The 22,705-nt window shown below is 70.2% G+C and carries 22 protein-coding genes; 10 read left to right on the top strand and 12 right to left on the bottom strand.

The annotated features are described in order from the left end of the window. Positions 1-26 precede the first annotated feature (26 nt). From ACFTZL_RS01385 to ACFTZL_RS01395, 3 genes are all read left to right on the top strand, one after another. Positions 27-2,576, top strand: a complete 2,550-nt coding sequence (locus ACFTZL_RS01385) for a helicase-associated domain-containing protein (RefSeq protein WP_382576789.1) — start codon at positions 27-29, stop codon at positions 2,574-2,576. Between the two features lie 174 nt (positions 2,577-2,750). Then, on the top strand, positions 2,751-2,882 hold the full coding sequence (locus ACFTZL_RS01390) for a hypothetical protein (protein WP_311126344.1): 132 nt from the start codon (positions 2,751-2,753) through the stop codon (positions 2,880-2,882). A gap of 96 nt (positions 2,883-2,978) precedes the next feature. Then, on the top strand, positions 2,979-3,170 hold the full coding sequence (locus ACFTZL_RS01395; RefSeq protein WP_382576791.1) for a hypothetical protein: 192 nt from the start codon (positions 2,979-2,981) through the stop codon (positions 3,168-3,170). Here ACFTZL_RS01395 and istB read toward each other — a convergent pair. Then, positions 3,148-4,404, bottom strand: a complete 1,257-nt coding sequence (gene istB / locus ACFTZL_RS01400; RefSeq protein WP_382576793.1) for an IS21-like element helper ATPase IstB — start codon at positions 4,402-4,404, stop codon at positions 3,148-3,150. The two genes, ACFTZL_RS01395 and istB, sit on opposite strands and share 23 nt — an antisense overlap. 163 nt (positions 4,405-4,567) lie before the next feature. Between istB and ACFTZL_RS01405 the strand changes: the two genes are divergently transcribed. After that, positions 4,568-6,211 (top strand): DNA repair helicase XPB, encoded by a 1,644-nt coding sequence (locus ACFTZL_RS01405; protein WP_382576795.1) that lies wholly within the window; start codon positions 4,568-4,570, stop codon positions 6,209-6,211. Between the two features lie 19 nt (positions 6,212-6,230). On the opposite strand, the gene ACFTZL_RS01410 is transcribed toward ACFTZL_RS01405, so the two are convergent. Then, positions 6,231-6,419: a hypothetical protein gene (locus tag ACFTZL_RS01410; protein WP_382576798.1), complete on the bottom strand. Its 189-nt coding sequence runs from the start codon at positions 6,417-6,419 to the stop codon at positions 6,231-6,233. Positions 6,420-6,700: 281 nt separating this feature from the next. Between ACFTZL_RS01410 and ACFTZL_RS01415 the strand changes: the two genes are divergently transcribed. Beyond that, positions 6,701-8,755 carry a HelD family protein gene (locus tag ACFTZL_RS01415; protein ID WP_382576800.1) on the top strand — a complete coding sequence of 685 codons (2,055 nt, stop codon included), beginning with the start codon at positions 6,701-6,703 and terminating at the stop codon, positions 8,753-8,755. A 40-nt stretch (positions 8,756-8,795) separates the two neighbouring features. Here the strand turns inward: ACFTZL_RS01415 and ACFTZL_RS01420 are convergent, their stop codons facing one another. The 4 genes from ACFTZL_RS01420 to ACFTZL_RS01435 all read right to left on the bottom strand — a co-directional run bounded on the left by ACFTZL_RS01420 (position 8,796) and on the right by ACFTZL_RS01435 (position 12,682). After that, positions 8,796-9,536 (bottom strand): SDR family NAD(P)-dependent oxidoreductase, encoded by a 741-nt coding sequence (locus ACFTZL_RS01420; RefSeq protein WP_382576802.1) that lies wholly within the window; start codon positions 9,534-9,536, stop codon positions 8,796-8,798. Between the two features lie 27 nt (positions 9,537-9,563). After that, entirely contained in the window at positions 9,564-11,114 is a 1,551-nt protein-coding gene (locus ACFTZL_RS01425; protein WP_382576805.1) for a BTAD domain-containing putative transcriptional regulator, read from the bottom strand. A 63-nt stretch (positions 11,115-11,177) separates the two neighbouring features. Beyond that, positions 11,178-11,876 (bottom strand): copper homeostasis protein CutC, encoded by a 699-nt coding sequence (locus ACFTZL_RS01430; RefSeq protein WP_382576807.1) that lies wholly within the window; start codon positions 11,874-11,876, stop codon positions 11,178-11,180. Positions 11,877-12,004: 128 nt separating this feature from the next. Beyond that, positions 12,005-12,682, bottom strand: a complete 678-nt coding sequence (locus tag ACFTZL_RS01435) for a maleylpyruvate isomerase family mycothiol-dependent enzyme (RefSeq protein ID WP_382576809.1) — start codon at positions 12,680-12,682, stop codon at positions 12,005-12,007. 47 nt (positions 12,683-12,729) lie between these two features. Between ACFTZL_RS01435 and ACFTZL_RS01440 the strand changes: the two genes are divergently transcribed. Together ACFTZL_RS01440 and ACFTZL_RS01445 are read left to right on the top strand one after the other, a co-directional pair. Then, the gene (locus tag ACFTZL_RS01440; protein WP_382576812.1) at positions 12,730-13,398 is read left to right on the top strand and encodes a hypothetical protein; all 669 of its coding nucleotides are present in this window, start codon (positions 12,730-12,732) and stop codon (positions 13,396-13,398) included. 34 nt (positions 13,399-13,432) lie between these two features. Continuing rightward, positions 13,433-14,491, top strand: a complete 1,059-nt coding sequence (locus ACFTZL_RS01445; RefSeq protein ID WP_382576885.1) for a GNAT family N-acetyltransferase — start codon at positions 13,433-13,435, stop codon at positions 14,489-14,491. Here the strand turns inward: ACFTZL_RS01445 and ACFTZL_RS01450 are convergent. Both ACFTZL_RS01450 and ACFTZL_RS01455 read right to left on the bottom strand, forming a co-directional pair. Further along, positions 14,461-14,748 carry a DUF4031 domain-containing protein gene (locus ACFTZL_RS01450; protein WP_382576814.1) on the bottom strand — a complete coding sequence of 96 codons (288 nt, stop codon included), beginning with the start codon at positions 14,746-14,748 and terminating at the stop codon, positions 14,461-14,463. The two genes, ACFTZL_RS01445 and ACFTZL_RS01450, sit on opposite strands and share 31 nt — an antisense overlap. A gap of 7 nt (positions 14,749-14,755) precedes the next feature. After that, the gene (locus ACFTZL_RS01455; RefSeq protein ID WP_382576816.1) at positions 14,756-15,136 is read right to left on the bottom strand and encodes a hypothetical protein; all 381 of its coding nucleotides are present in this window, start codon (positions 15,134-15,136) and stop codon (positions 14,756-14,758) included. Between the two features lie 56 nt (positions 15,137-15,192). Between ACFTZL_RS01455 and ACFTZL_RS01460 the strand changes: the two genes are divergently transcribed. Then, a complete protein-coding gene (locus ACFTZL_RS01460) occupies positions 15,193-16,173 on the top strand; it encodes a MurR/RpiR family transcriptional regulator (protein WP_382576818.1) in 981 nt (326 codons plus the stop codon). A 51-nt stretch (positions 16,174-16,224) separates the two neighbouring features. Then, positions 16,225-17,178 (top strand): N-acetylmuramic acid 6-phosphate etherase, encoded by a 954-nt coding sequence (murQ, locus tag ACFTZL_RS01465; protein WP_382576820.1) that lies wholly within the window; start codon positions 16,225-16,227, stop codon positions 17,176-17,178. A gap of 18 nt (positions 17,179-17,196) precedes the next feature. On the opposite strand, the gene ACFTZL_RS01470 is transcribed toward murQ, so the two are convergent. Continuing rightward, positions 17,197-18,111 (bottom strand): polyprenyl synthetase family protein, encoded by a 915-nt coding sequence (locus ACFTZL_RS01470; protein WP_382576823.1) that lies wholly within the window; start codon positions 18,109-18,111, stop codon positions 17,197-17,199. Between the two features lie 51 nt (positions 18,112-18,162). Here ACFTZL_RS01470 and ACFTZL_RS01475 point away from each other — a divergent pair, with 51 nt between their 5' ends. Continuing rightward, entirely contained in the window at positions 18,163-18,918 is a 756-nt protein-coding gene (locus ACFTZL_RS01475) for a hypothetical protein (protein ID WP_382576825.1), read from the top strand. Between the two features lie 12 nt (positions 18,919-18,930). Here ACFTZL_RS01475 and ACFTZL_RS01480 read toward each other — a convergent pair whose 3' ends face one another. The 3 genes from ACFTZL_RS01480 to ACFTZL_RS01490 all read right to left on the bottom strand — a co-directional run bounded on the left by ACFTZL_RS01480 (position 18,931) and on the right by ACFTZL_RS01490 (position 22,684). Next, positions 18,931-19,683, bottom strand: a complete 753-nt coding sequence (locus ACFTZL_RS01480) for a glycosyltransferase family 2 protein (RefSeq protein ID WP_382576828.1) — start codon at positions 19,681-19,683, stop codon at positions 18,931-18,933. Then, the gene (locus ACFTZL_RS01485) at positions 19,665-20,300 is read right to left on the bottom strand and encodes a hypothetical protein (protein ID WP_382576831.1); all 636 of its coding nucleotides are present in this window, start codon (positions 20,298-20,300) and stop codon (positions 19,665-19,667) included. Before ACFTZL_RS01485 ends, ACFTZL_RS01480 begins: the two co-directional genes overlap by 19 nt. Positions 20,301-20,668: 368 nt before the next feature. After that, positions 20,669-22,684 (bottom strand): hypothetical protein, encoded by a 2,016-nt coding sequence (locus ACFTZL_RS01490; RefSeq protein WP_382576834.1) that lies wholly within the window; start codon positions 22,682-22,684, stop codon positions 20,669-20,671. Positions 22,685-22,705 lie beyond the last annotated feature (21 nt).

A 22,705-nucleotide genomic window follows, 5' to 3' on the forward strand; every position in this document is an offset into this window, starting at 1 on the left:
TGAGGCGACCCGCTACCGTGGACCGGATGAGCACCGAGGACAGGCCCCCGGCCCCCCGCTCCCTCGCGGAAGCGCTCCGCGCGCGGGGCGATGCCGCGCTGGGCGCGCTTCTGCGCAGCCGCCCGGATCTCATCACGCCCGTGCCGACCGACCTCACGCAGCTCGCGACCCGGGCCGGCACCCGTGCCTCGGTCGTGCGGGCCCTGGAGCGGCTGGACCGGTTCGCGCTCCAGACGGCGGAGGCGCTGGCCGTGGCGGCGGACCCGGCGACGTACGACGAACTGCTCGCGCTCACGGCCGGGGACGACGCCGACCCGGCCGTCGTCGCCGCCCTCCCGCACGCCCTGGACATCCTGCGCGAGCAGGCCCTGGTCTGGGGCGGCGACGACCGGCTGCGGCTGGTCCGCACGGCACGTGAACTGCTGGCGCCCGCGCCGCAGCACCCCTCGCCGACCGGTCTCGGCCCCACGGTCCAGGAGGCCACCGCCGGGATGTCCCCGGGGCGGATCCAGGAGATCGTCACGGCCGCCGGGCTGTCCTCGACCCATGACTCGGTCTCCGCGGTGACCGCCCTCAGCGGACTGTTCACGGACCGGGCCCGGATGACCGCGCTGCTCGCCGATGCCCCGGCCGACTCCCTGGACGTGCTGGAACGCCTGGTGTGGGGGCCGCCGTACGGGCAGGTCACCTCCGACCCGGCGCCGCGGCTCCGATGGCTGCTGGACCGGGGGCTGCTGCTGCCGACGGCGCCGGGGACGGTCGTCCTGCCGCGGGAGGTCGCCCTGCACCTGCGGCGGGGGCTGGCGCACCGGACGCCCGAGCCCGTGCCGCCGGTGGTCGAGGCCACGGCCGTACATCGTCCACAGGTTGTGGACAGTACGGCGGCCGGGCAGGCGTACACCGCGCTCGCGACCATCGAGGAGCTGCTGAAGGACTGGGACGAGGGCGGGCCCGCGGTGCTGCGGGCCGGTGGGCTGTCCGTGCGGGACCTGAAGCGGACCGCCGTCGCCCTCGACGTGCCCGAGCCGGTCGCCGCGTTCTGGGTGGAACTGGCGTACGCGGCGGGCCTGATCGCCTCGGACGGGGAGGCCGACGAGCGGTACGCGGTGACCCCGGCCTACGACGAGTGGCTGGAGGCGCCCGCCGCCGAGTGCTGGTCGCGGCTGGCCACGGCGTGGCTCGCGGCGACCCGGACGGCCGGTCTTGTGGGCGGGCGGGACGCGAAGGACCGTACGTTGTCGACGCTCGGGCCGGGCCTGGACCGTTCGGCGGCGCCCGAGGTACGGCACCGGGTGCTGGCGCTGCTGGCCGGGCTGCCGGAGGGGGCCGCTCCGGACGACGGGTCGGTGCTCGCCCGGCTGCGCTGGGAGCGGCCCCTGCGCGGCGCCCAGCGTGAGGACGACCCGCGCACCCGACTCGCCCAGTGGGCCCTGTCCGAGGCGGAGCTACTGGGCGTCACCGGCCGGGGCGCCCTGTCGGCCCATGGCCGGGCCCTGCTGGGACCGGCGGCGGCCGCGAAGCACCCCGAGGCGGAGCCCTCCGGAGCGGCAGGTCCGGGAGACAAGCTCCCCGTCCATCACCACCACCATCGCCCCGCCCCGGTCGCTCCCCTCTCCCCCGCCGAACAGGCCGTCGCCTCCGCCGCCGCGGCCCGGCTCCTCACGCCCCAGCTCCCCGAGCCGCTGGACCACGTGCTGCTCCAGGCCGACCTGACCGCGGTGGCGCCCGGGCCCCTGCGACGCCCGCTCGCCGACATGCTCGGCGTGCTGGCGGACGTCGAGTCCAAGGGCGGGGCCACCGTCTACCGGTTCACGCCCGGCTCGGTGCGGCGCGCGCTCGACGCCGGGCAGGCCGCCTCCGACCTGCACGCCTTCCTCGCCGAGCACTCCCGTACGCCGGTGCCGCAGCCGCTCGCCTATCTGATCGACGACGTGGCCCGCCGGCACGGCCATCTGCGCGTCGGCGCGGCCTCGGCGTATGTGCGCTGCGACGACGACGCGGTGCTCAACGAGATCCTCGCCGACAAGCGGGCCGCGGGCCTGGGCCTGCGCCGGCTCGCCCCGACCGTGCTGGCCGCGCAGGCCGACCCCGCGGGGCTTCTCGAAGGACTGCGGTCGATGGGGTTCGCGCCGGCCGCCGAGTCCGCCGAGGGCGATGTGCTGATCACCCGCGCCCTCGCCCACCGCACCCCGCCCCGTACGGCACCCGAGCCGGTGCCTGACGGCCCGCCGGTCCCCGACGACATCCTCCTCGCGGCGGCGCTGCGCGCCATCCGGGCCGGTGACCTCGCCTCCACCACCCCGCGCAAGCCCGGCACGGCTCCGGAGGCCAACGGCGAGCTGCCCCGCACCGGTTCCGCCGAGACCCTCGCCACCATGCAGGCCGCCGTCCTGACCGGCGAGGCCCTGTGGATCGGCTACGTCAACGCCGAGGGCACCGCCAGCCAGCGGGTCGTCGCGCCCATCCGCGTCGAGGGCGGCTTCGTCACGGCGTACGACCACACGGCGGACGAGGTCCGTACGTATCCGCTGCACCGGATCACCGGGGTCGCGGAGCTGGCGGACGACTCCGGCTGACCCCGCCCGGGCCGGGGGCGCTTCTCACCCGTTCGGGTGCACACCGGCGTTCATGCACGCCACGCCGGGGATGTCCCACCCTTGGGCGACCTTGCCGGGCGTGCCGCATCACGCGCTGTGCCCGGGGGCAGCCACCGGGTGTTCCTGTGAGCACTGTCGAAAGGAAGTCCCAGCATGCGCGCTGTCCGTCGAGTCACCGCCGTCCTGGCCACCGCCGCCCTGATGATGTTCGGTGGTCTCGCCACCCCGGCCGCGGCGGTCGGCATCGATGTCGCCGGCCTCGTCATCGAGACGCCGCAGATCTGATCCGTCTCCGCGCACCCGTCGGGGCCGGCCCCGCGTTCCGGGCCGGCCCGGGGTGCGGTGTCCCTCACCGCTCAGCCCGTGAAAGGCCCTGCCGCCATGCGTGAAAAGCTTCCCGTCGTCGTGCTCTCCGCCGCCGCCCTCGTGGGCGTGCTCGCGCCCTCGGCCGCGGCGGCCCCGCCCGCGCTGCCGCTGCCCATCCCGGCGGCCCACGCCGAATCCCTGGTGGGCGAAGGCGTCTCCGTCGAGGGACCGCTGGTCAACACCATCAGTCTGTCCACGCTGCGGTAGCGCGGCGCGTCCGGTAACTGTCGCCCTCCAGCCGGACCACCTCGGCGTGATGGGCGAGGCGGTCCACCATCGCGGGTGCGGAGGTACCGAACACCTCGTCCCAGCGGCCGAGCGGGCGGTCGCTGGTCACGATCAGCGAGCCACGCTCGTAGCGGTGCGCGACCAGCCGGAAGAACAGGCCCGCGGTGGCCGCGTCGAAGGGCGTGTAGCCGATCTCGTCGACGATCAGGAGGGGGTGTTCGTCGAGGGCGGCCAGCTCCGCGTCGAGCCGGCCGGCGGCCCGGGCGTCGGACAGCCGGGCGGCCCACTCGGCGGCGGTCGCGAACAGCACCCGGTGCCCGGCCTGGCAGGCCCGCACGCCCAGGGCGACGGCCAGATGCGTCTTGCCGGTGCCGGTCGGGCCTACGAACACGACATTGCGCCGGGCGGCGACGAAGTCCGCCTTGCCGAGCCGGGCCACGGTCTCCCGGTCGAAGCCCCGGGGATGCTGCTGGTCGAAGTCCTCCAGCAGCTTGCGGGAGGGGAAGCCGGCCGAGCGGATCCGGGCCTCGGCGTCGGCGTCCTGCTCCGACACGGACACCGGCTCCGGCTTCGGCTTCGGCTCCGGTTGCCGGGGCGAGGGCAGTGTGACCGCCGGGGTCTCCTGGCCCGGCTGCGGGCGCACGGCCTGGGGGTGCCCGGCCGGCGCACGGTCGGCGTGTGCGCGGTCGGCGTGTCCGCGGTCGCTCTGTGCGGCCATCGGGCCCGACATGTACGCGAGGATCGCCGCCGAGGCGATGAACGCCATGTGGATCACCGTCCCCCACAGCAGGGCGTGGTGGGAGGTGTGGTGGACGTCCACGAACATCTGGAGCAGATGCACCGAGGAGATGCCCACGATCGCGGTGGCGAGCTTGACCTTCAGTACGTTGGAGTTGACGTGCGAGAGCCATTCCGGCTGGTCGCGGTGGCCCTGGAGGCCGATGCGCGAGACGAAGGTCTCGTAGCCGCCGACGATCACCATGATCAGCAGGTTGGCGATCATGACGACGTCGACGAGCTTGAGCACGGCGAGCATCACGTACGTCTCGGTGGCGTGCCCGCTCACGCACATGAGGATTAAGGTCCACAGCTCCTTGAAGAACTTGTAGACGTAGACGCCCTGGGCGGCAACCAGCCCGAAGTACAGCGGGGCCTGGAGCCAGCGGGTGGCGAACAGGGCGTATCCGAGCGTGGTCGTCGGCGTATTCTGCACGGTTCGCCATTCTTCGGGGCCACGGTGGAAAAACTGAATTCACACCACACGTTGGGATGAAAAGGCATTCTGTAGGACCGGCGTCGTTTCAGCAGCGCGGATCACACCCTCGGGTCGCATCGATCAGGCACACTGGACGTTTGGCCGCAGAAAGGTGCCGCGTGTGAATGGTCCGCTGATCGTCCAGTCCGACAAGACCCTGCTCCTGGAAGTCGACCACGAGCGGGCCGACGACTGCCGTCGCGTCATCGCCCCCTTCGCGGAGCTGGAGCGGGCGCCCGAGCACATCCACACCTACCGGGTGACCCCGCTGGGTCTGTGGAACGCGCGCGCGGCGGGCCATGACGCCGAGCAGGTCGTGGACGCGCTGGTGGAGTACAGCCGCTATCCGGTGCCGCACGCGCTGCTCGTCGACATCGCCGAGACGATGGACCGCTACGGCCGGCTCACCCTGTCCAAGCACCCGGCGCACGGCCTGGTCCTGACGAGCACCGACCGGCCGGTGCTGGAGGAGATCCTGCGGTCGAAGCGGATCACGCCGCTGGTCGGCGCCCGGATCGACCCGGACACCGTCGCCGTGCACCCCTCCGAGCGCGGGCAGATCAAGCAGACCCTGCTGAAGCTGGGCTGGCCGGCCGAGGACCTCGCCGGGTACGTCGACGGCGAGGCGCACGAGATCGAGCTGGCCGAGGACGGCTGGGCGCTGCGGCCGTACCAGAAGCAGGCGGTCGAGAACTTCTGGCACGGCGGCTCCGGCGTCGTCGTCCTGCCCTGCGGCGCCGGGAAGACGCTGGTCGGGGCCGGGGCGATGGCCCAGGCGAAGTCCACGACGCTGATCCTCGTCACGAACACCGTCTCCGCCCGGCAGTGGAAGCACGAGCTGGTGCGGCGGACCTCGCTCACCGAGGACGAGATCGGCGAGTACAGCGGGACGCGCAAGGAGATCCGGCCCGTCACGATCGCCACGTACCAGGTGCTGACGACCAAGCGGAAGGGCGTCTACCCGCACCTGGAGCTGTTCGACTCGCGGGACTGGGGCCTGGTCCTCTACGACGAGGTGCACCTGCTGCCGGCGCCGGTCTTCAAGTTCACCGCGGATCTGCAGGCCCGTCGCCGCCTCGGCCTGACGGCCACCCTGGTGCGCGAGGACGGCCGTGAGTCGGACGTGTTCTCCCTGATCGGGCCCAAGCGGTTCGACGCGCCGTGGAAGGAGATCGAGGCACAGGGCTATATCGCGCCCGCCGACTGCGTCGAGGTCCGGGTCAATCTGACCGACTCCGAGCGGCTCGCGTACGCCACGGCCGAGACGGAGGAGAAGTACCGCTTCTGCGCCACGACCGCGACCAAGCGGAAGGTCACGGAGGCGATCGTCCGCCGCTTCGCCGGGCAGCAGATCCTCGTGATCGGCCAGTACATCGACCAGCTCGACGAGCTGGGTGAGCACCTCGGGGCGCCCGTGATCAAGGGCGAGACGTCGAACGCGCAGCGCGAGAAGCTCTTCGACGCCTTCCGCGAGGGCGAGATCAGCGTGCTGGTGGTCTCCAAGGTCGCGAACTTCTCGATCGACCTGCCGGAGGCGACGGTCGCGATCCAGGTGTCGGGCACCTTCGGCTCCCGCCAGGAGGAGGCCCAGCGTCTCGGCCGCGTGCTCCGCCCCAAGGCGGACGGCCACCAGGCCCACTTCTACTCCGTGGTCGCCCGGGACACCATCGACCAGGACTTCGCGGCCCACCGCCAGCGCTTCCTGGCGGAGCAGGGGTACGCGTACCGGATCGTCGACGCGGACGAGCTGCTGGCGGACAGCTGAGAACGGCAGGTCCGTCGGCTCACTTGTGGCGGACCACGCCGACCTCCTCGCCGTACTGTCCGAGGACGATCACGTCGAAGGCGGCGCCCGCGAAGACCTTGACGGCGCGCAGGGCGTCGCCGAGACGGTGGCGGTGGCTGCCGGTCACGGCGGTGGCACCCGGCGGCCGGCCCGGTGCGGGGGCAGGAGAGAGGGTTGCTGCGCTCATGTCTCCATGGTGCGGTTTCACCCGTAAAGCCCGCGTCGGTCTGTGGACCGAACCTGCGTACCGCGTCCGTACGCCTGCGGACCGACTCCTGCCCTCAGGAAGGAGGGCCTCGTCCCCTAGGGGACGAGGAAGAGGCGCGAGAAAAACCGTTGGCGGTCGTCTCGCCCGCTGCTCTAGGATCTCCGCTCTTGCCCGCCTCCCTCACGGAGTGCCGCCGACCGGACGGAAACCGGTCTGCATCTCACCGCCATCTCTTCAGCAGGTCCTCCGGAGGCACCCCCTTGTCCACGCCCGTCGACGACCCGCTCTCCCGTGAGCGCTCCCACCTCGCCTCGTCCCGTTCCGCCCTGCGTGCCATGCGCGAGGACGTCGAGGCCCTCGACATCAACGACGTCACCGCGAACTGGGTCAACGCGGAGGTGCTGGCCCACCAGATCGAGGAGCGCATCAAGGCCCTGGCCGACCTCAGCGACACCCCGCTGTTCTTCGGCCGGCTCGACTATCTGCACACCCCGGGCGCCGAACAGGCCGAAGGGGCGGACGGGGAGCGCTTCTACATCGGGCGGCGGCATGTGCACGACGCCGAGGGCGACCCCATGGTGATCGACTGGCGCGCACCGGTCTCGCAGCCGTTCTACCGGGCCTCCAAGAACGACCCGCTGGACATCGCGCTGCGCCGCCGCTTCGGCTACACGGGCGGCGACCTCACGGCGTACGAGGACGAGCACCTGTCGGACCCGGCCGAGGCGGCGAAGACCAGCAGACTCCTCCAGCAGGAGATCGAGCGTCCTCGTGTCGGCCCGATGCGGGACATCGTCGCGACGATCCAGCCCGAGCAGGACGAGATCGTGCGCTCCGGGCTCTCCGGCTCGGTGTGCGTGCAGGGCGGCCCGGGCACCGGGAAGACCGCCGTCGGCCTGCACCGGGTCGCCTACCTCCTCTACGCCCATCGCGAGCGCCTCGCCCGTACCGGCACCCTGGTCATCGGACCCAACCGGTCCTTCCTGCACTACATCGAGCAAGTCCTGCCCGCGCTCGGCGAGTTGACCGTCCAGCAGGCCACAGTCGAGGACCTGGTGGCGCACGTCGAGATCAAGGGCACGGACGATGCGACGGCCGCGGTCGTCAAGGGCGACGCCCGCATGGCGCAGGTGCTGCGCAGGGCCCTCTACGCGCACGTCACCCTGCCCACCGAGCCGGTCATGGTGGTACGCGGCTCCCGCCGGTGGCGCGTCGCGGCGTACGAACTGGAGGACATCGTCCGCGAGTTGCTCGACCGCGACATCCGCTACGGCGCCGCCCGCGAGGCCCTGCCGCAGCGCATCGCGCACGCCGTGCTGGTGCAGATGGAGCGCTCGGGCGAGGCGCCGGACGACCGGGTGCAGGACGCGGTGGCCCGCAACAGCGCGGTCAAGGCGGCGGTCAAGGTGATCTGGCCGGCCGTCGACCCGGCGAAACTGGTGCTGCGCCTGCTGTCGGACGCGGACTTCCTCGCCGAACACGCGGAGGGGATCCTCGGCGAGGAGGAGCAGAAGGCGGTCCTGTGGGCGAGACCGGCGCGCAGCGTCAAGTCCGCCCAGTGGGCGACGGCCGACGCCGTCCTCATCGACGAGGCCACCGACCTGATCCAGCGCACGCACTCCCTCGGGCATGTCGTCCTCGACGAGGCGCAGGACCTCTCCCCCATGCAGTACCGGGCGGTCGGCCGCCGCTGCACCACCGGCAGCGCGACCGTCCTCGGCGACCTGGCGCAGGGCACCACGCCCTGGGCGACCCGCAGCTGGCAGGAGGCACTGACCCACTTGGGCAAGCAGGACGCGGTGGTGGAGGAGCTGACGGCAGGCTTCCGTGTGCCGACGGACGTCATCACCTACGCCTCCCGGCTGCTGCCGGACATCGCCCCGGGTCTCACCCCGGTCGTGTCGATCCGCGAGAACCCGGGCCACTTCGAGGTCAGGGCGGCCCCCGCGACCACCGACGTGGTCGAGGCCTGCCGCGAACTGCTGCGCAACGAGGGCTCGACGGGCCTGATCGCGGCGGACGCCCGGATCCCGGAGCTGGCACGGGCCCTGGCGGAGGCCGGGATCCCGTACCTCGGCCCGGGCGAGGAGACCACGCGGGAAACCCGCCTGACCCTGGTCCCGGCCTCGCTCGCGAAGGGTCTGGAGTACGACTACGTGGTCCTGGACGAGCCACGGGCCGTGGTCGACGGCGAACCCGACGAACGCACCGGCCTGCGGCGGCTGTACGTGGCGCTGACGCGAGCGGTGTCGGGTCTGATCGTGACGCATGCGGCCGGCCTGCCGCCGCAACTGGCGTCGACCACCCTTCGCTGAAGCGTCGGGAGGGCCCGGGCGCCCGCGTCTCCCCGACCGCTCAGGTCGCGACGTAGCCCCCGTCGGCGGCGAGCACCGCGCCGGTGATGTAGCTGGCCTTGTCGGAGGCCAGGAACGCCACGGCCTCGGCGATCTCCTCGGGCTCGCCGGCGCGGGTGAGCGGAGTGTTCCGGCTGAACTCGTCGAACATCTCGCCCACCGTGTCGACGGCCATCTCGGTGCGGATCGGGCCGGGCGCCACGGAGTTGACGCGAACGCCCGCCGCGCCGAACTCGACGGCCCACGACCGGGTCAGCGCGTCCATCGCGGCCTTGGAGGCGTTGTAGACGGAGCCGACCGGGGTGCCGACCTGCCCGGCGACCGACGAGACGTTGACGATCGCGCCCTTCTTCCTGGCCACCATGGCCGGTACGAGCGCGGCCGTCAGGAAGTAGGTCGCACGGACATTGATGTCGAACACCTGCTCGTAGCTGTCGAGCGGCTGCTCGAGGGTCGTCGAGAACGGGAAGATGCCCGCGTTGTTCACGAGCACGTCCACGTCGCCGACCTCCTCGGCGAGCTTGCGGACGTCGTCGACGTTCGCGACGTCCGCGACGACGAAGTGGCCCGTCCCGCCCGCCTGCTCGATCAGCTCGACGGTCTCCTTGCCGAGCTCGGCCCTGCGCCCGGTCACATAGACGGTGGCACCCGCCTCCGCGAGCTTGACCGCGATCGCGCGGCCGATGCCCGACGTGGCGCCGGTGACGAGTGCCTTCTGGTTCTGAAGTTCCTTGGTTGTCATGTCTGCCAACTTGGCCGCGCCGGATCGTCAGAGCATAGTTTCCGCATATACGGCCTGGTCAGGTCGTGAGGAAGCCGCCGTGCGCTGCGCGAAGCAGAGGCGCACGAACCGCGGCAGCCGGTAGCGGCCGAGCACGAACGGCTCGATCAGATGCACGCTCGCGAGCGACTCCAGCACCAGCTCGATCTCGCCGGCGTCGGCCCCGGACATCTCCGCCGCCTTGTGACTGTCGATCACCTCGGCGTCCTGGCGCGCGAAGCACATGAGCATGTGCCGTTCCGGATCGCTCAGCTGCTTCTCGGCCGCGACCAACGGGGCCATCATCGCGACGCAGTCGGGCGGGATCACGTCGGCGAGCCTGCTCTTCCGCTCCATCTGCCGCAAGACCATCTCGATCGTCCAGTGCGGACGCGAGCTGAGCTTGCCGCCGACCACCCTGATCGGGTGCGGCAGTCGCGAAAGGCGTTCCAGCAGCACCTCGGCCTGCTCGGGTTCCGCGTCCACGCGTACCGGGCCGACGGCCGTGCGCAGGAACTCCCGCGCCTCCCGCTCGGTCAGCCCGGCGATCTTCAGCCAGGTCACGCCCGGCAGCTCGTGCAAGCGGCGGACACTCGTGAGAATCATCGCCGAGCCGGGCGTGGCGAGATCGTGCACGGCCGCCGCGTCCTGCACGTCGTCGACCACGACCAGGAACCGCTTGCCGCGCGCCTTCTCCCGCCACAGCGCGGCTCTGTCGCCGACGGGGTTCTCCACGCCGACCGCGCGCAACAGCTCGCCCGCGACGTCCCTGCCCCTGACGACGATCTGCCCGTCCGGGAAGCGTCCTTTGACGAGGTGGCCGATCCGGGTGGCCAGCACGGTCTTGCCGCTGCCCCGCATACCGGTGATGCCCACGGTGCCCGGCAGCGTCCGGAGAGCCTGCGCGATCTCCTCGGCGCGGCCGGTGAAGTCGACCAGATCCGGCACCAGTTGCTCCGGCCTGCGCGGCAGGGTGAGGTCGCCGTCGAGGATCTGCGCGTGGACCTTGCGCAGCTCCGGCCCTGGTTCGAGGCCGAGCTCCTCGATGAGGAGTGCGCGCACCTGGTGGAAGTGGTCGAGTGCTTCGCCCTGTCTGCCCTCCAGGTAGAGCGCGCGCATCAGGAGGGCGCGCGGTCGCTCCCTGAGCGGGAAGGCGGCGACGTGCTTCTGCAGCTCCAGCACGTCGAGTTCGCGTTCGAGGCAGTCCTCCCGCGCCTTGAGCCGGTAGTCGCCGAGCCGCATCCGTTGCGCATCGAAGTAGGCACTCCGGAGGCCCTCCAACGGCTCGCCGCGGCAGTCGTCGACGATCTCCGCGCGGACCGTGTACCCGCCGTCTCTGGACTTCAGGTTCAGCTCCGGAAACGTCTTGCGGATCTTGTACACGTACGTCCGCAGTGCCATCACCGCGCTCGGCGTCGGGTCGTCCCAGACCATGCCGATCAACTGGTCGTTGCTCAGCCGGATGCCGTTGTTCAGCAGCAACGCCGCCAGCACCGCCCGCTGCTGGCGCGGCCCCAGTCCGATCTCCTCTTCGTCGCGCCAGGCTCGTACCGGACCCATCAGTGAGAAGCGCAGGCTCATGCGACAGCACAACGCACGGGCACATCCCCTGCTTCCCCGGGGTCACACGGGGGCGGCGTCCAGGGCGGTCCGCCACCGCGCGACGGCCTCCGCCGACACCGGCGCCTCCCAGCCCTCCGGCCGGGCCGCCCCGCCGATGTGGAAGCCGTCGACCCCGGCCGCCAGCAGCGTCGGCACGTGATCGAGCCGCAGCCCGCCCCCCACCAGCAGGTGCTGCTCGTACCCCGGCTCTCCTCGGCGGGCCGCCTCCGCGAGCAGTACGGAAAGCCCGTCGTCGACCCCGTCGGCGGACCCGGCGGTGAGATACGTGTCGAGCCCGGGCATCCCGTCGAGCTGCTTGCGCAGGGCGTCCCGGTCGGCGGCCCGGTCGATGGCCCGGTGGAAGGTCCAGGGGCAGCCGTCCAGCACCGCGACGACCCGCTCCACCGCCGCCAGGTCCACCCCGCGGTCCGCGTCGAGGAACCCGAGCACGAACTCCTCGGCCCCGGCCTCCCGCAGCTCGGCCGCCACCCGGACCAGCCGGTCGGCGTCCCCCGCCGCGAAACCGTCCGCGAGCCGGAGCATCACCCGCAGCGAGACGTCGACGGCCCGGCGGATCCCGGCGACGGTACCGGCCGACGGGGTGAGCCCGTCGGCCGCCATGTCGGTGACCAGCTCGAGGCGGTCCGCGCCTCCCGCCTGGGCGGCGACCGCGTCCTCGACCCCGAGGGCGATCACCTCCAGGACTGCACGCTTGCTCATGGGGCCCCATTCATCGGCATTCATCGGCGTCGAGGGCGGCCGCAACCCACCCACAGGTCTAGTCCAATCCAGACTACTTCCCGTGGGTCGGCCTCTTCACCCCTCCCCTCGTGGACTTCTCGGGGTCTTCATCCGAAGATGTTCAGCTCCTTCACCTCCACCCCGGCCAGCTCGTACGTCGCCTCGCCGGCCGACCGCCCCGTGTACAGCCGCAGGAGGGTCGGCCCGTCCCCGATGAAACGCCCCGGGGGCCGCTCCCCGTCGCTCTCGCCCAGCCGCAGCGGCTCGTCCAGGTCGTCGAGGTCGGCGTGCAGCGGCACGTGGCCCCGCTCGCGGGTGATCCGGGCGAGCAGCGCGAGCGCGTCCGGCAGCCCGGCCCCGCCGTACGCCCCCGGCTCCCCGAGTGCCTCGCGCACATCCCCGGCGTGCACCCACTCCCCGAGCGCGAGACCGTCCAGCTTCCCGCCCGCCCCGGCGATGAGGGGCCCGGCCTCACTCATCCCGCGCTCCAGCTCGTCGACGACCCGGCCGTTGCTCCAGTCCTCCCGTTCAGCGATGTCCTGGTCGTTCGACTCGGGCGAGAACACACCGGCCTCGAACCGGCCCTCCGCCACCCGGGTGAGCGCGGACGAGCAGTGCGCCAGCACGTCCCGCACCGTCCAGCCCGGACACGCGGCCACGGGCCGTGCGAAGTCCTCCTCGGCCCTGCCCCGCAGCAGCGGGATCAGCGCGTCACGCTCGATCGTGAGCAGCCGGCCGGGCTGCTCGGGGTCCCGTACGTCGTGCACATCCGCAGGAGTCGTCATGGCACCCACGCTAGGTCCCACCCCCGGGTCAGCGGGAGAATGACTCCATGGCCGATCCCGATCCCGACACCCTGCGCACCCGCTTCGCCCGCGCCCTGGAAGGAGCCCGGGGCCCGGCCGGCGGCCCCGACCCGGCGCCGTACGCGGACAACCTGCTCACCCGCTGGCAGGAGCCCCAGCGCCGCTATCACACGGTCGCGCACCTCACGGCGGTCCTCGACCACATCGACGTACTGGAACAGCACGCGCACGACCCGGACGTGGTGCGGCTGGCCGCCTGGTTCCACGACGCGGTCTACCTGCCCGACCGCTCCGAGAACGAGGAACGCTCCGCGCGCCTCGCCGAACGCGCCCTGGCGGAGGCCGGTGTCCCCGCCGCCAGGACCGCCGAGGTGGCCCGCCTGGTCCGCCTCACCGTCACCCACGACCCCGCCGACGACGACCCCGACGGCCAGGTCCTGTGCGACGCCGACCTCGCGATCCTCGCCTCGCCCCCGTCGGCGTACGCGGCTTACACCACCGCCGTCCGCGAGGAGTACCACTTCGTCCCGAACGACGCCTTCCGCACGGGCCGCGCCACGATCCTGCGCCAACTCCTCGCCCTGCCGAGGCTGTTCAGAACCCCGCACGGAACGAAGGAGTGGGAGGCGACGGCCCGCTACAACCTCACCGCCGAGCTGGAAATGCTGTCGCTCTCTCCCCCCACCCCCTCGTAACCTCCCCACCATGTGGACAACGGGCGCGGAACAGGTGGAGCAGGCCGTCGACGAGTGCGTGGGCCTGCTGGGGGAAGTCACCGACCGGGACTGGGAGGGGACGCCGGCCGGGCGGGTGGCGTGGAGCTGTCGGGAGACGGCCGTGCACATCGCCGAGGATCTCATCGGGTACGCGGGGCAGTTGGCGGGGCGGGAGCCCGACGCGTACACGCCGTTCGAGATGTCGCTGGAGGAGGGGGCCGGCAACGCGGGTGCGGTGCGGGTGATCAGGACGATGGGGGCCCTGTTCGCCGCCGCGATCCGGACGACGCCGCGGGAGGTGCGGGCCTTCCATCCGTATCCGTTCCGCAACGCGAACCGTGAGGGCTTCGCGGCGATGGGCACGGCCGAGGTGCTGCTGCACACGCACGACATCGCCGAGGGCCTGGGCGTGGCGTACGAGGCGGACCCCGAGCTGTGCGACTTCGTCCTCAGGCGGATCTTTCCGCATGTCCAGCCCGGACCGACCCCCTGGCAGACCCTGCTGTGGGCCACCGGCCGGGGTGAGCTGCCGGGGCGGGCGCCCGTCACCGAGTGGCGGTGGAACAACAACCTGGTGATCGGCACCGAACGGCTCACCCTCGAGGGCGTCACCCCGGCGGTGGCGGACGACCTTGCCACGGTCGGTGACGGCGGCTGCTTCGAGTGGCTCGGAGGGAGCCCGGCCGAGGGCACCCGGGTGGGCGCCGGGCTGGTGTTCAAGCAGTACGAGGACGGGGTCCACCGGCCGGAGTGGGGCATGTACGTGCTGGTCCGCCGCGAGGACGACCAGGCGCTCGGCGCCATGGGGTTCCACGCCGTTCCCGACGAGGCGGGGCGGGTCGAGATCGGCTACGACCTGGTCGAAGCGGCCCGTGGGCACGGCTACGCCACCGAGGCCCTGCGCGCGCTGTCGGCGTGGGCCCTGGCCCGGGACGAGGTGCGGATCGTGGTCGCGAACGTCGAGCGGGACAACGCGCCCTCGCGGGGCGTCCTGACCCGCGCCGGCTTCACGGCCGTCGCGGAGGACACCGACCAGGTGACCTACGAGCTGGGTGAACCCGGCGAGCGGTAAAGGCCCTTGGGCCGTCGCAGCCCGGCCCCGTGCAGCAGCCGCACCACCTCGCGGCTGCTGACCTCCACGGCGCCGGCTTCCACCGCGTCGGCGTACCGCTGGGCGGGGAGGTCGTAGTGGTCGCGTTCGAAGGCCCGCCGGGGCACGCCGAGGCGTTCGGCGAAGCCGTGCAGTTCGTCGTACGAGACGTCGCTGATCAGGTGGGACCACATGCGGCCGTGTCCGGGCCAGGCCGGCGGGTCGATGTAGATCGTCACCAGGGCCTCACGAGGACGCCCCGCCGATGGCCTCGCCCAGCGACCCCACCGCCGCGACCTTCACGCCCGCCTCGCCGCACACCCAGTGCGGGTCGGGCCCCAGCACCGGTTCGACGTCCAGCGCGTGCGGGTCGCCGGTGCCGCACACCGGGCACAGCGGCCAGCGGCCGTACCGCTCCAGCAGGGCGTCCTGTACGTCCTGCGCGACCAGACCGGCCACGTACGGCGCGCCCTCCGGCCACTGCTCGACCCACCACCGCCGCTGCGTGACGGACTCCTCGACCAGGGACACGACATCCGACTCGGCGACGCGTCCCGCGACGAGGTCGGCCAGTACGAGGGCACGCGCGGCGTGCAGCGTCTGCTCCAGGGGGGTGATGGGCTCCATGCCCCCCATTGTGCGCACTCTTGACCCCGGCACCGAGCCGAAAATATCTTTCAGTGGTGACTCGTAGAGTGAAGGAAATTTTCGCCAGCGAACACGGCGGCCCGAGCGGCAAGGGCGGCACCGGTGGCACGGGCGGCCCGAGTGCCATGGTCGGCACGCTCGGCACGCCGCCCGCCCCCGCCGCCCTCGCGGCCAAGGTCCGCACACTGGGCCCGTCCATGACGCGTTCCATGCAGCGCGTCGCCGAGGCCGTCGCGGGCGACCCGGCCGGCTGCGCGGCCCTCACGGTCACCGGCCTCGCCGAACTCACCGGCACCAGCGAGGCGACCGTCGTACGCACCGCCCGTCTGCTCGGCTATCCGGGTTACCGGGACCTGCGCCTCGCCCTCGCCGGCCTCGCCGCCCAGCAGCAGTCCGGCCGGGCCCCGGCCATCACGACGGACATCGCGGTGGACGACCCGATCGCCGACGTGGTCGCGAAGCTCGCCTACGACGAACAGCAGACCCTCGCCGACACCGCCGCCGGCCTCGACACCGTCCAGCTCGGCGCCGCCGTCTCCGCGCTGGTCGCGGCCCGCCGCACCGATGTGTACGGCGTCGGGGCGTCCGGTCTGGTCGCCCAGGACCTCACGCAGAAGCTGCTGCGCATAGGGCTGATGGCCCACGCTCACAGCGACCCGCACCTGGCCGTGACGAACGCGGTGCAACTGCGGGCCGGTGACGTGGCGATCGCCATCACGCACTCGGGGTCGACCGGGGACGTCATAGAGCCGCTGCGGGTCGCCTTCGAGCGCGGCGCGACGACGGTGGCGATCACCGGCCGCCCCGACGGCCCGGTCACGCAGTACGCCGACCACATCCTCACCACGTCCACCGCACGGGAGAGCGAACTGCGTCCGGCGGCGATGTCGTCGCGGACCGGTCAGCTCCTTGTGGTGGACTGCCTGTTCGTAGGGGTGGCGCAGCGGACGTACGAGACGGCGGCGCCGGCGCTCTCGGCGTCGTACGAGGCGCTGGCCCACCGGCATCGTTCCTGAGCGGGCCCCGGCCGGCACCGAAAGACACGGGAAGACACGGAAAGAGCCGTCATGACCTCCACCTCCGACCCCCGGGACCTCAGAACCGAGCTGGAGTCCCTGACCACCGAGGCCTTCCGGCCGGAGCTCGCGGACATCGACCGGCTGCCCACCCTGGACATCGCGCGGCTGATGAACGGCGAGGACGCCACCGTGGCCGGGGCGGTCGCGGCGCGGCTGCCCCAGATCGCCGCCGCGATCGACGCCGTGGCGGAGCGGATGGCCCGGGGCGGCCGCCTCGTCTACGCGGGCGCGGGCACGGCGGGCCGGCTGGGCGTCCTGGACGCCTCCGAGTGCCCGCCCACGTTCAACACCGACCCGTCCCGGGTCCTCGGCCTGATCGCGGGCGGCCCCGAGGCCATGGTCACCTCGGTCGAGGGCGCGGAGGACTCCCGGGAGCTGGCCCGGGCCGACCTGGAGAACCTCGGCCTGACCCCGGACGACACGGTGGTCGGCATCTCGGCGTCCGGCCGTACGCCCTACGCCATCGGCGCGGTCGCGCACGCCCGCACCCGCGGCTCCCTGACCGTCGGCCTCGCCTGCAACCCCGGCAGCCCGCTCGGGGCCACCGCCGACCACGTCATCGAGATCGTCGTGGGTCCCGAACTGCTCACCGGCTCCACCCGTCTGAAGGCCGGCACGGCACAGAAGCTCGTCCTCAACATGCTCTCGACGATCACGATGATCCGGCTGGGCAAGACCTACGGAAACCTGATGGTCGACGTCCGCGCGTCGAACGACAAACTCCGCGCGCGCTCCCACCGCATCGTCGCCCTCGCCACCGGCGCCGGCGACAAGGAGATCGAACAGGCCCTGACCGCCACCGACGGCGAGGTGAAGAACGCGATCCTCACCCTCCTGGCCGACGTGGACGGCCCGACGGCGGCCCGGCTGCTGGAGCAGTCCGACGGGCACTTGCGGGCGGCACTCGGCGCCTGCTCACGTTCCTCGGGACGTAGACGGTGATCCGTCCTGTCCCGGTCTCTATTGCTGGTCACCCACGAAGGAACGTGCTGTCTTTTCATCTGAAACCAGCAAACGGATTCCCTCCGGAAGTGGATACTTCAATAATAGGCTAAGCCTCTTCGCCTCACGGAGCCGCCGGGCGATCTCCAAGTAAGTTCGCTCCACAGCCAAGTGGATCGAAGACTCGAGCGCGTCTGGAAATTCACCGGCGTGCCGATCGACGAGCAGCGCGATAGCGGAATTCCTGTGCTCTGCCAGGTCCGATCCGGGCAGCTTTCCTCGCCCTTCGTTGCGCGTGACGTTATTTATGTCGTTTGCAAGCTGGAAGGCCGTTCCCAAATGCATCCCCATGGTGTGCAGCAGCCTACGGTCTCGTCGAGAGCGGTTGGCATGCAGAGCTCCCATCCAGAACACCAGCGCCACAAGGCTTCCGGTCTTCAGCTCCGCTATACCGAATGGATCCTCCGACGCCAGAGGTCCTTGCAGATCACAGAATTGCCCACGCGACATGTTCACCAACGCATTCAGAACCCTTTTGATCGCCGCCGGCTCCAGACGTTGAATGACGGCGAGCCCGCCCGTCAGCAGAACGTCCGAAAGTGCCAATGCGCCCGGGGCTCCCATGACCGCCCGCTCGGTGGGGAACCCGCGCCGGAGAAAATCCGCGTCCTCTACATCGTCGCGAATCACACTCGCCTTGTGGATCATCTCCAGTGCCACGGCAAGATCGACGGCGATCCGGCGCTTCCTCTTCTCTGTATCGGGATTCGCCAACATGAGGAAAAGGACAGCTCGATTTAAGCGCCCACTGCGCGAAATCCTGGAATAGACCTCTTCAGGGAGACCCAGCTCCCGAAGTCGACTCTGCAAGCTCAGGCGAACTTCTTCGCGAACTTCGCCCCATCGAGAATCATAGCTCAAATCGGAACTCATGTTCTCTCGTTACCGGCTTACAGGAACGACATTACCGAGTACACTTCGGACATGTCAATCCGCCGGACAGGCTTGAAACGTGCCGCCGTCTTGGTATTCCTGATCATTTCCTTCTACGTGCTGCGCACACCCGGCTCCCGACCCGAAGTAGCGGAACGAGAAGCCGAAACGGAACCAGACCGGTCTAAACGTGAGGCGTTTTGGGAGCCATACAAGATTGCGATCGCCGCGTTTTACGCGATCTGCGTACAGAGGGCCTTCGAGACGAGCGTCCAAAAATTCACCGCAGAGCCTCCCCGGATTCGGTTTGATTCCGGAGACTTGGAGGCGCACATAGAATCTGATCAAGTCGTCCTGGTGTGCCAGCTCCTAGCCGTTCTCACGTGGATGGGCCTCTTCTACATCAACAATGTTCGCCTCTACTTCCTCATCCCTGTGGGGAGATCCATCAGACGAGCTCTGGCCCATATGACATTGACTGCGGCATTGGCGCAGTTTTACTTTCTTGCTGCCACCATCGGCAGCCCGTCCGTGAATCAACTCCTCTTGATATCCGGCATTCTATTCACTGACGCCATATTCCCCATCGCCATCGGACCGGTACTCAGCTCCAGGCTTCGCACCATCTGGGTGATACGGGGCGCCGTCCAGACGTCATTCATATTCTGGATCTTGTTCTTCGTGCCGCCGGTGCATTACGTGCGAGTCGAGTGGAGCGCCATCATGCTGCTTCTGATGCTTGTTCAACTCTTCGTCCTCGCCCCCTTGGAGAGTCGCGCCCGTCGCCGGATAGCCGCGTCTCTCTGAACGGCATCGCTGTCAGGGCGGCCTGATGGACCACTTCCCGTAGGGGTATCGACGGTCGTTCGCGCGCGTTCCCACCGGCCCTTTCCCTCGCACGACGCGCAGATAAGCAGCCGCCCAGATGAACGCCAGCCTCGGAGCCGGCACCACACTGAGACGCCGCGAGCTGGCAGTGACATAGGAACGCCATTCGATGGAGTGCCGTGCTCCCATCCCTCGGGCGCGGACCCCGAAATCCGTATCCTCTCCGAGAAGGAACCCTTCTTTAAAGCCGTCCAACGCGCGAAAGGTCCGTTTGTTGGTCATCATGAAGTCACCGTTCGTGACCGGATAGCCGAACAGCCGCGCCAGAAGAATCAGCAGATAGATGAGCAGGAGCGTGGCGCGTATTCCTGCATTACTTCTGTCCGGGGAATGGCGTACCGAAACCATGCACAGTTCCCGCGGGTCCATTCTGCGCAGACATCGTTGGATCACCTGCGGCCCCAGCACCACGTCCGCATCGAGGAAGAGCAGATACTCATACCTCGCCAAGGCGGCTCCGATATTTCTTTGGGTGCCGATGTCAGCGGTCGGCGACTTGGTGATCGTAATGGCAAGCCGCTCCGAATAACGCCTGGCCACTTCTGCCGTCAAGTCATTCAAGCTCGCGTCGACGACGATCACCTCGACGGCCAGATCCCCGGATTCTCCGGCCAGGGACTCCAGCAGCGGCCCGAGGTAGGTCTCCTCGTTGAGGGTCGGAATGACTATCGAGAGGGCCGCCACTTCAGCCCCTTCCCATGCTTGACAAGACGCATCAGGTCGAAGGCGACGCACCCCATCCCGGGGACCAGATATCTGAGCTCCACTCCGCGTAGGACGCCAGAGGTCATCGTGGGTACGGCTGTTCCGACGGCGCGGAGCAGGGTGAACCTGCTAACCCTCTCATTGGCCTTGCTCTGTGAGTCTGTAAGTGCGCAATACGCAGAAAACCCAAGATTCTGCCAAAGGGCCGAGATCCGGGCCGCCTCACCCGGGGGGAGCCTGGCAAGGAAAGCAAGCTGATAGGAGACGGCCAGCGCGATCAGCGCCGGACGCACAGTGGCGCCAGACTTACGAATCGCCTGCGCCCATTTCACATCATGTGCCAACCACGAGATGTTGATGACAGTCTGAACGCGATCTTCCAGCGATAGTTTCCGCCATGTCCAGATGCCCCCGGCGGAATAGATTGCCTCCCATGCCAGATTGAAGGCGAGAGCGGCTTCGGGGAGCAGTTCCGTACCTTCTTCCTCGGTCTCCGCGATCGCCTCGCGATACGCTGCGACCCAGCAAGTTCCACCAAAGACCTTGAGTGCGAGCAGTGCCGCGCGCTTTGCGGCTGTTTCCTGCTGATCGATCACGACACCCTCACGATAGTCCGAGTAAATGAGACCCGCCCACGGCCGGACCGCGAATGATCACCATGCGCCGTGCCGACTTGGTTTGCGACTGCTTCACCAGAGATGACGATCATCCGGATCCGCGGTCAATGAAGGGGGCAGTGATGAGGAGAGACGTCCAGTTGGAGAAGGACCGGGCGTGGCAGTGTCCCCCGCCGCGACGACGATGAGACACCCAAGCAGGGCGACCAAGTGGCCCTGCTTTCCGCGCACCCGTGCTCGTTCCGGCTGCATGCCTCCATGCTTGCACGCCCGCGCGCTGTCGGGGGGCAGAACACCGCCCTTACAAGAGGCTCCACTTCACCTACGGGATACTGGATCTACCCGGATCAGCCGGAGAACTGGACGGCAGCCTCCTCCTCGAACCGCTCCGCCGCACCCTTGTCGGCCAAGGCGTTGACGGCTGCGTTGAACCGTTCCATGGACGTGGGGTGGTCCGGGCCCAGGACGTACTCCTTCAGGACCCGGCGTTCGGGGGCCATCGGGTCATGACGCGGGTCGCGGACCGAGCGCAGGATCTCCGGGAGCCGGGCGCAGTCCCGGTCGAGGAGGTAGGCACCGCCCGCAGTGGTGTACGCGGCCCGGAAGTCCTCGTCGGGCAGGTCGTGCGCGTTGGTCAGGACGTACGGCTTGAGGCTCGCCACGAAGTCCGCGACCACGGACGAGACATCGCTGATGAGGATGTCGGCCTGGTCGAAGCACTCGTACAGCGTGGGCAGTTGCTTCAGAACCACGTGGTGCCGGACAGCGCCCCGGCTCTCCCGGAAGATCCGGTGCCACTCGGCGCGCAGCTCGTGCCACTCGGTCTCCCCGTCCCCATCGGGCACACGCGCCTCACGGGTCTGCTGGGCGTCGTCGCCGGCGAGCCGCCCGGACAGTTCGCCGAGCCGGGCCTGGATCTCCGCGAGCCGCGGCCGGGCGGCGGCGATCGCGGCCTCGGCGAGCTCGGCGTCCCGTCGCTCGTTGTCGGCGCGCAGCAACTCGCGTACGGCCCGGTCGGCTTCGGCCGCCGCGCGGGAGCGCTTGCCGGTGAGGGGATGCGGCTTGTAGACGACCCGTATGTTCTCCGCGAGGAGCTTCTCCACCAGTGTCACGCCCATCGGGATCAGTGACGTGTGGCAGTCGTCGTCGCTCCAGCCCTCCCAGGTCGGCGCGTACAGGACGGTCGGCAGCGGCCCGGGCACATGGTCCGCGTGCAGCCGGATCGACGACAGCTGCGGACGGCCCACCTCGACGATCGCCTCGTCGCTGATGGCGTGCCGCACCCGCTGGTAGCGGTCCCGCCCGGCCTTCCCCGCCACCCAGATCTCGTCGTACACCTTGCTCACCCGGTTGCTGCTGGCGAGCTTGTCGCTGTCGCCGTGCCCGATGAAGACGTGCTTGGCCTCGGCGACGCGCAGCATGTGCACGTTCTTGCCGGCGTTGCCGGGATACAGCACGACCCGGAGCTCGGGCATCTCGAGCTGCGCCACGTCGTCCGCCTTCGGTACGCACAGCACCGGAATCGACGTACGGCTCAGATAACGGAACGAGGCCCGCTCCCGCAGGATGATCAACGGCCGTCGGTCGAGCCGCTCCAGCGTCTCGATCCACATGTTGACCTGGTACATGAAGTCCCGGGACACGGACGCGAAGCTGAAGTACAGCGCCACCTCGGGCCGGTACCCGGCGAGCTGCCGGTTCACCTCGCCGATCACCTCGCCCCCGGACGGCATCCGGCGGGCCCGGCGCAACTGCCCCAGCAGCGCCACCACAGCCGCCGCGGCCAGCCCGGCCGTGAGCGCGAAGCCGACGCCCGCCGCGACCCATTCCCCGGCCGCCAGCGCGACGAGCAGCCCCGCGTGCGCGGGCACGTCGAGATGCAGCAGCTTGCGCAGGAAACGCCGGTAGAGGAAGGCGGGCGGGGACTGCGGGATGCCCGCCCCGCTCATGTCGAGGTTGCGCACCACCACCGGGAGCGTGCGCCGCCGCCGGATGGCGTGATGCACCGCCGTGTACAGGATCACCAGGGTGAAGTGGGCGCTGAACACGGCCAGCGCGGCCACCAGCACCGCGGCCGGCGCGTTCATCCGGTCGGCGAGGGCGAGCAGCATCACCGTGCGCACGGCGAACCGCATCGTGCGGGTCAGTTGCAACGCGGCCAGCCGCCGCACGAAGGCGGGCGAGCGCGTGTGCAGCACCTCGTCCACGGCGTACGTCACGGCCGAGGCGGCCACGAAACCCCATAGCGACGGCATCAACGCGAACACAGGCAACGCCGCGAAACCAGCGGCGAACAGGAACACAAGCAAAAGGTCGGTCTTCCCGCGCACGCGCAGGACACCGCACCACCAACGGAACGTCATGAAGAGGCTTCCTCTGGGGAA

This window comes from Streptomyces sp. NPDC056948 (assembly GCF_042674225.1).
Lineage (GTDB): Bacteria > Actinomycetota > Actinomycetes > Streptomycetales > Streptomycetaceae > Streptomyces > Streptomyces purpurascens.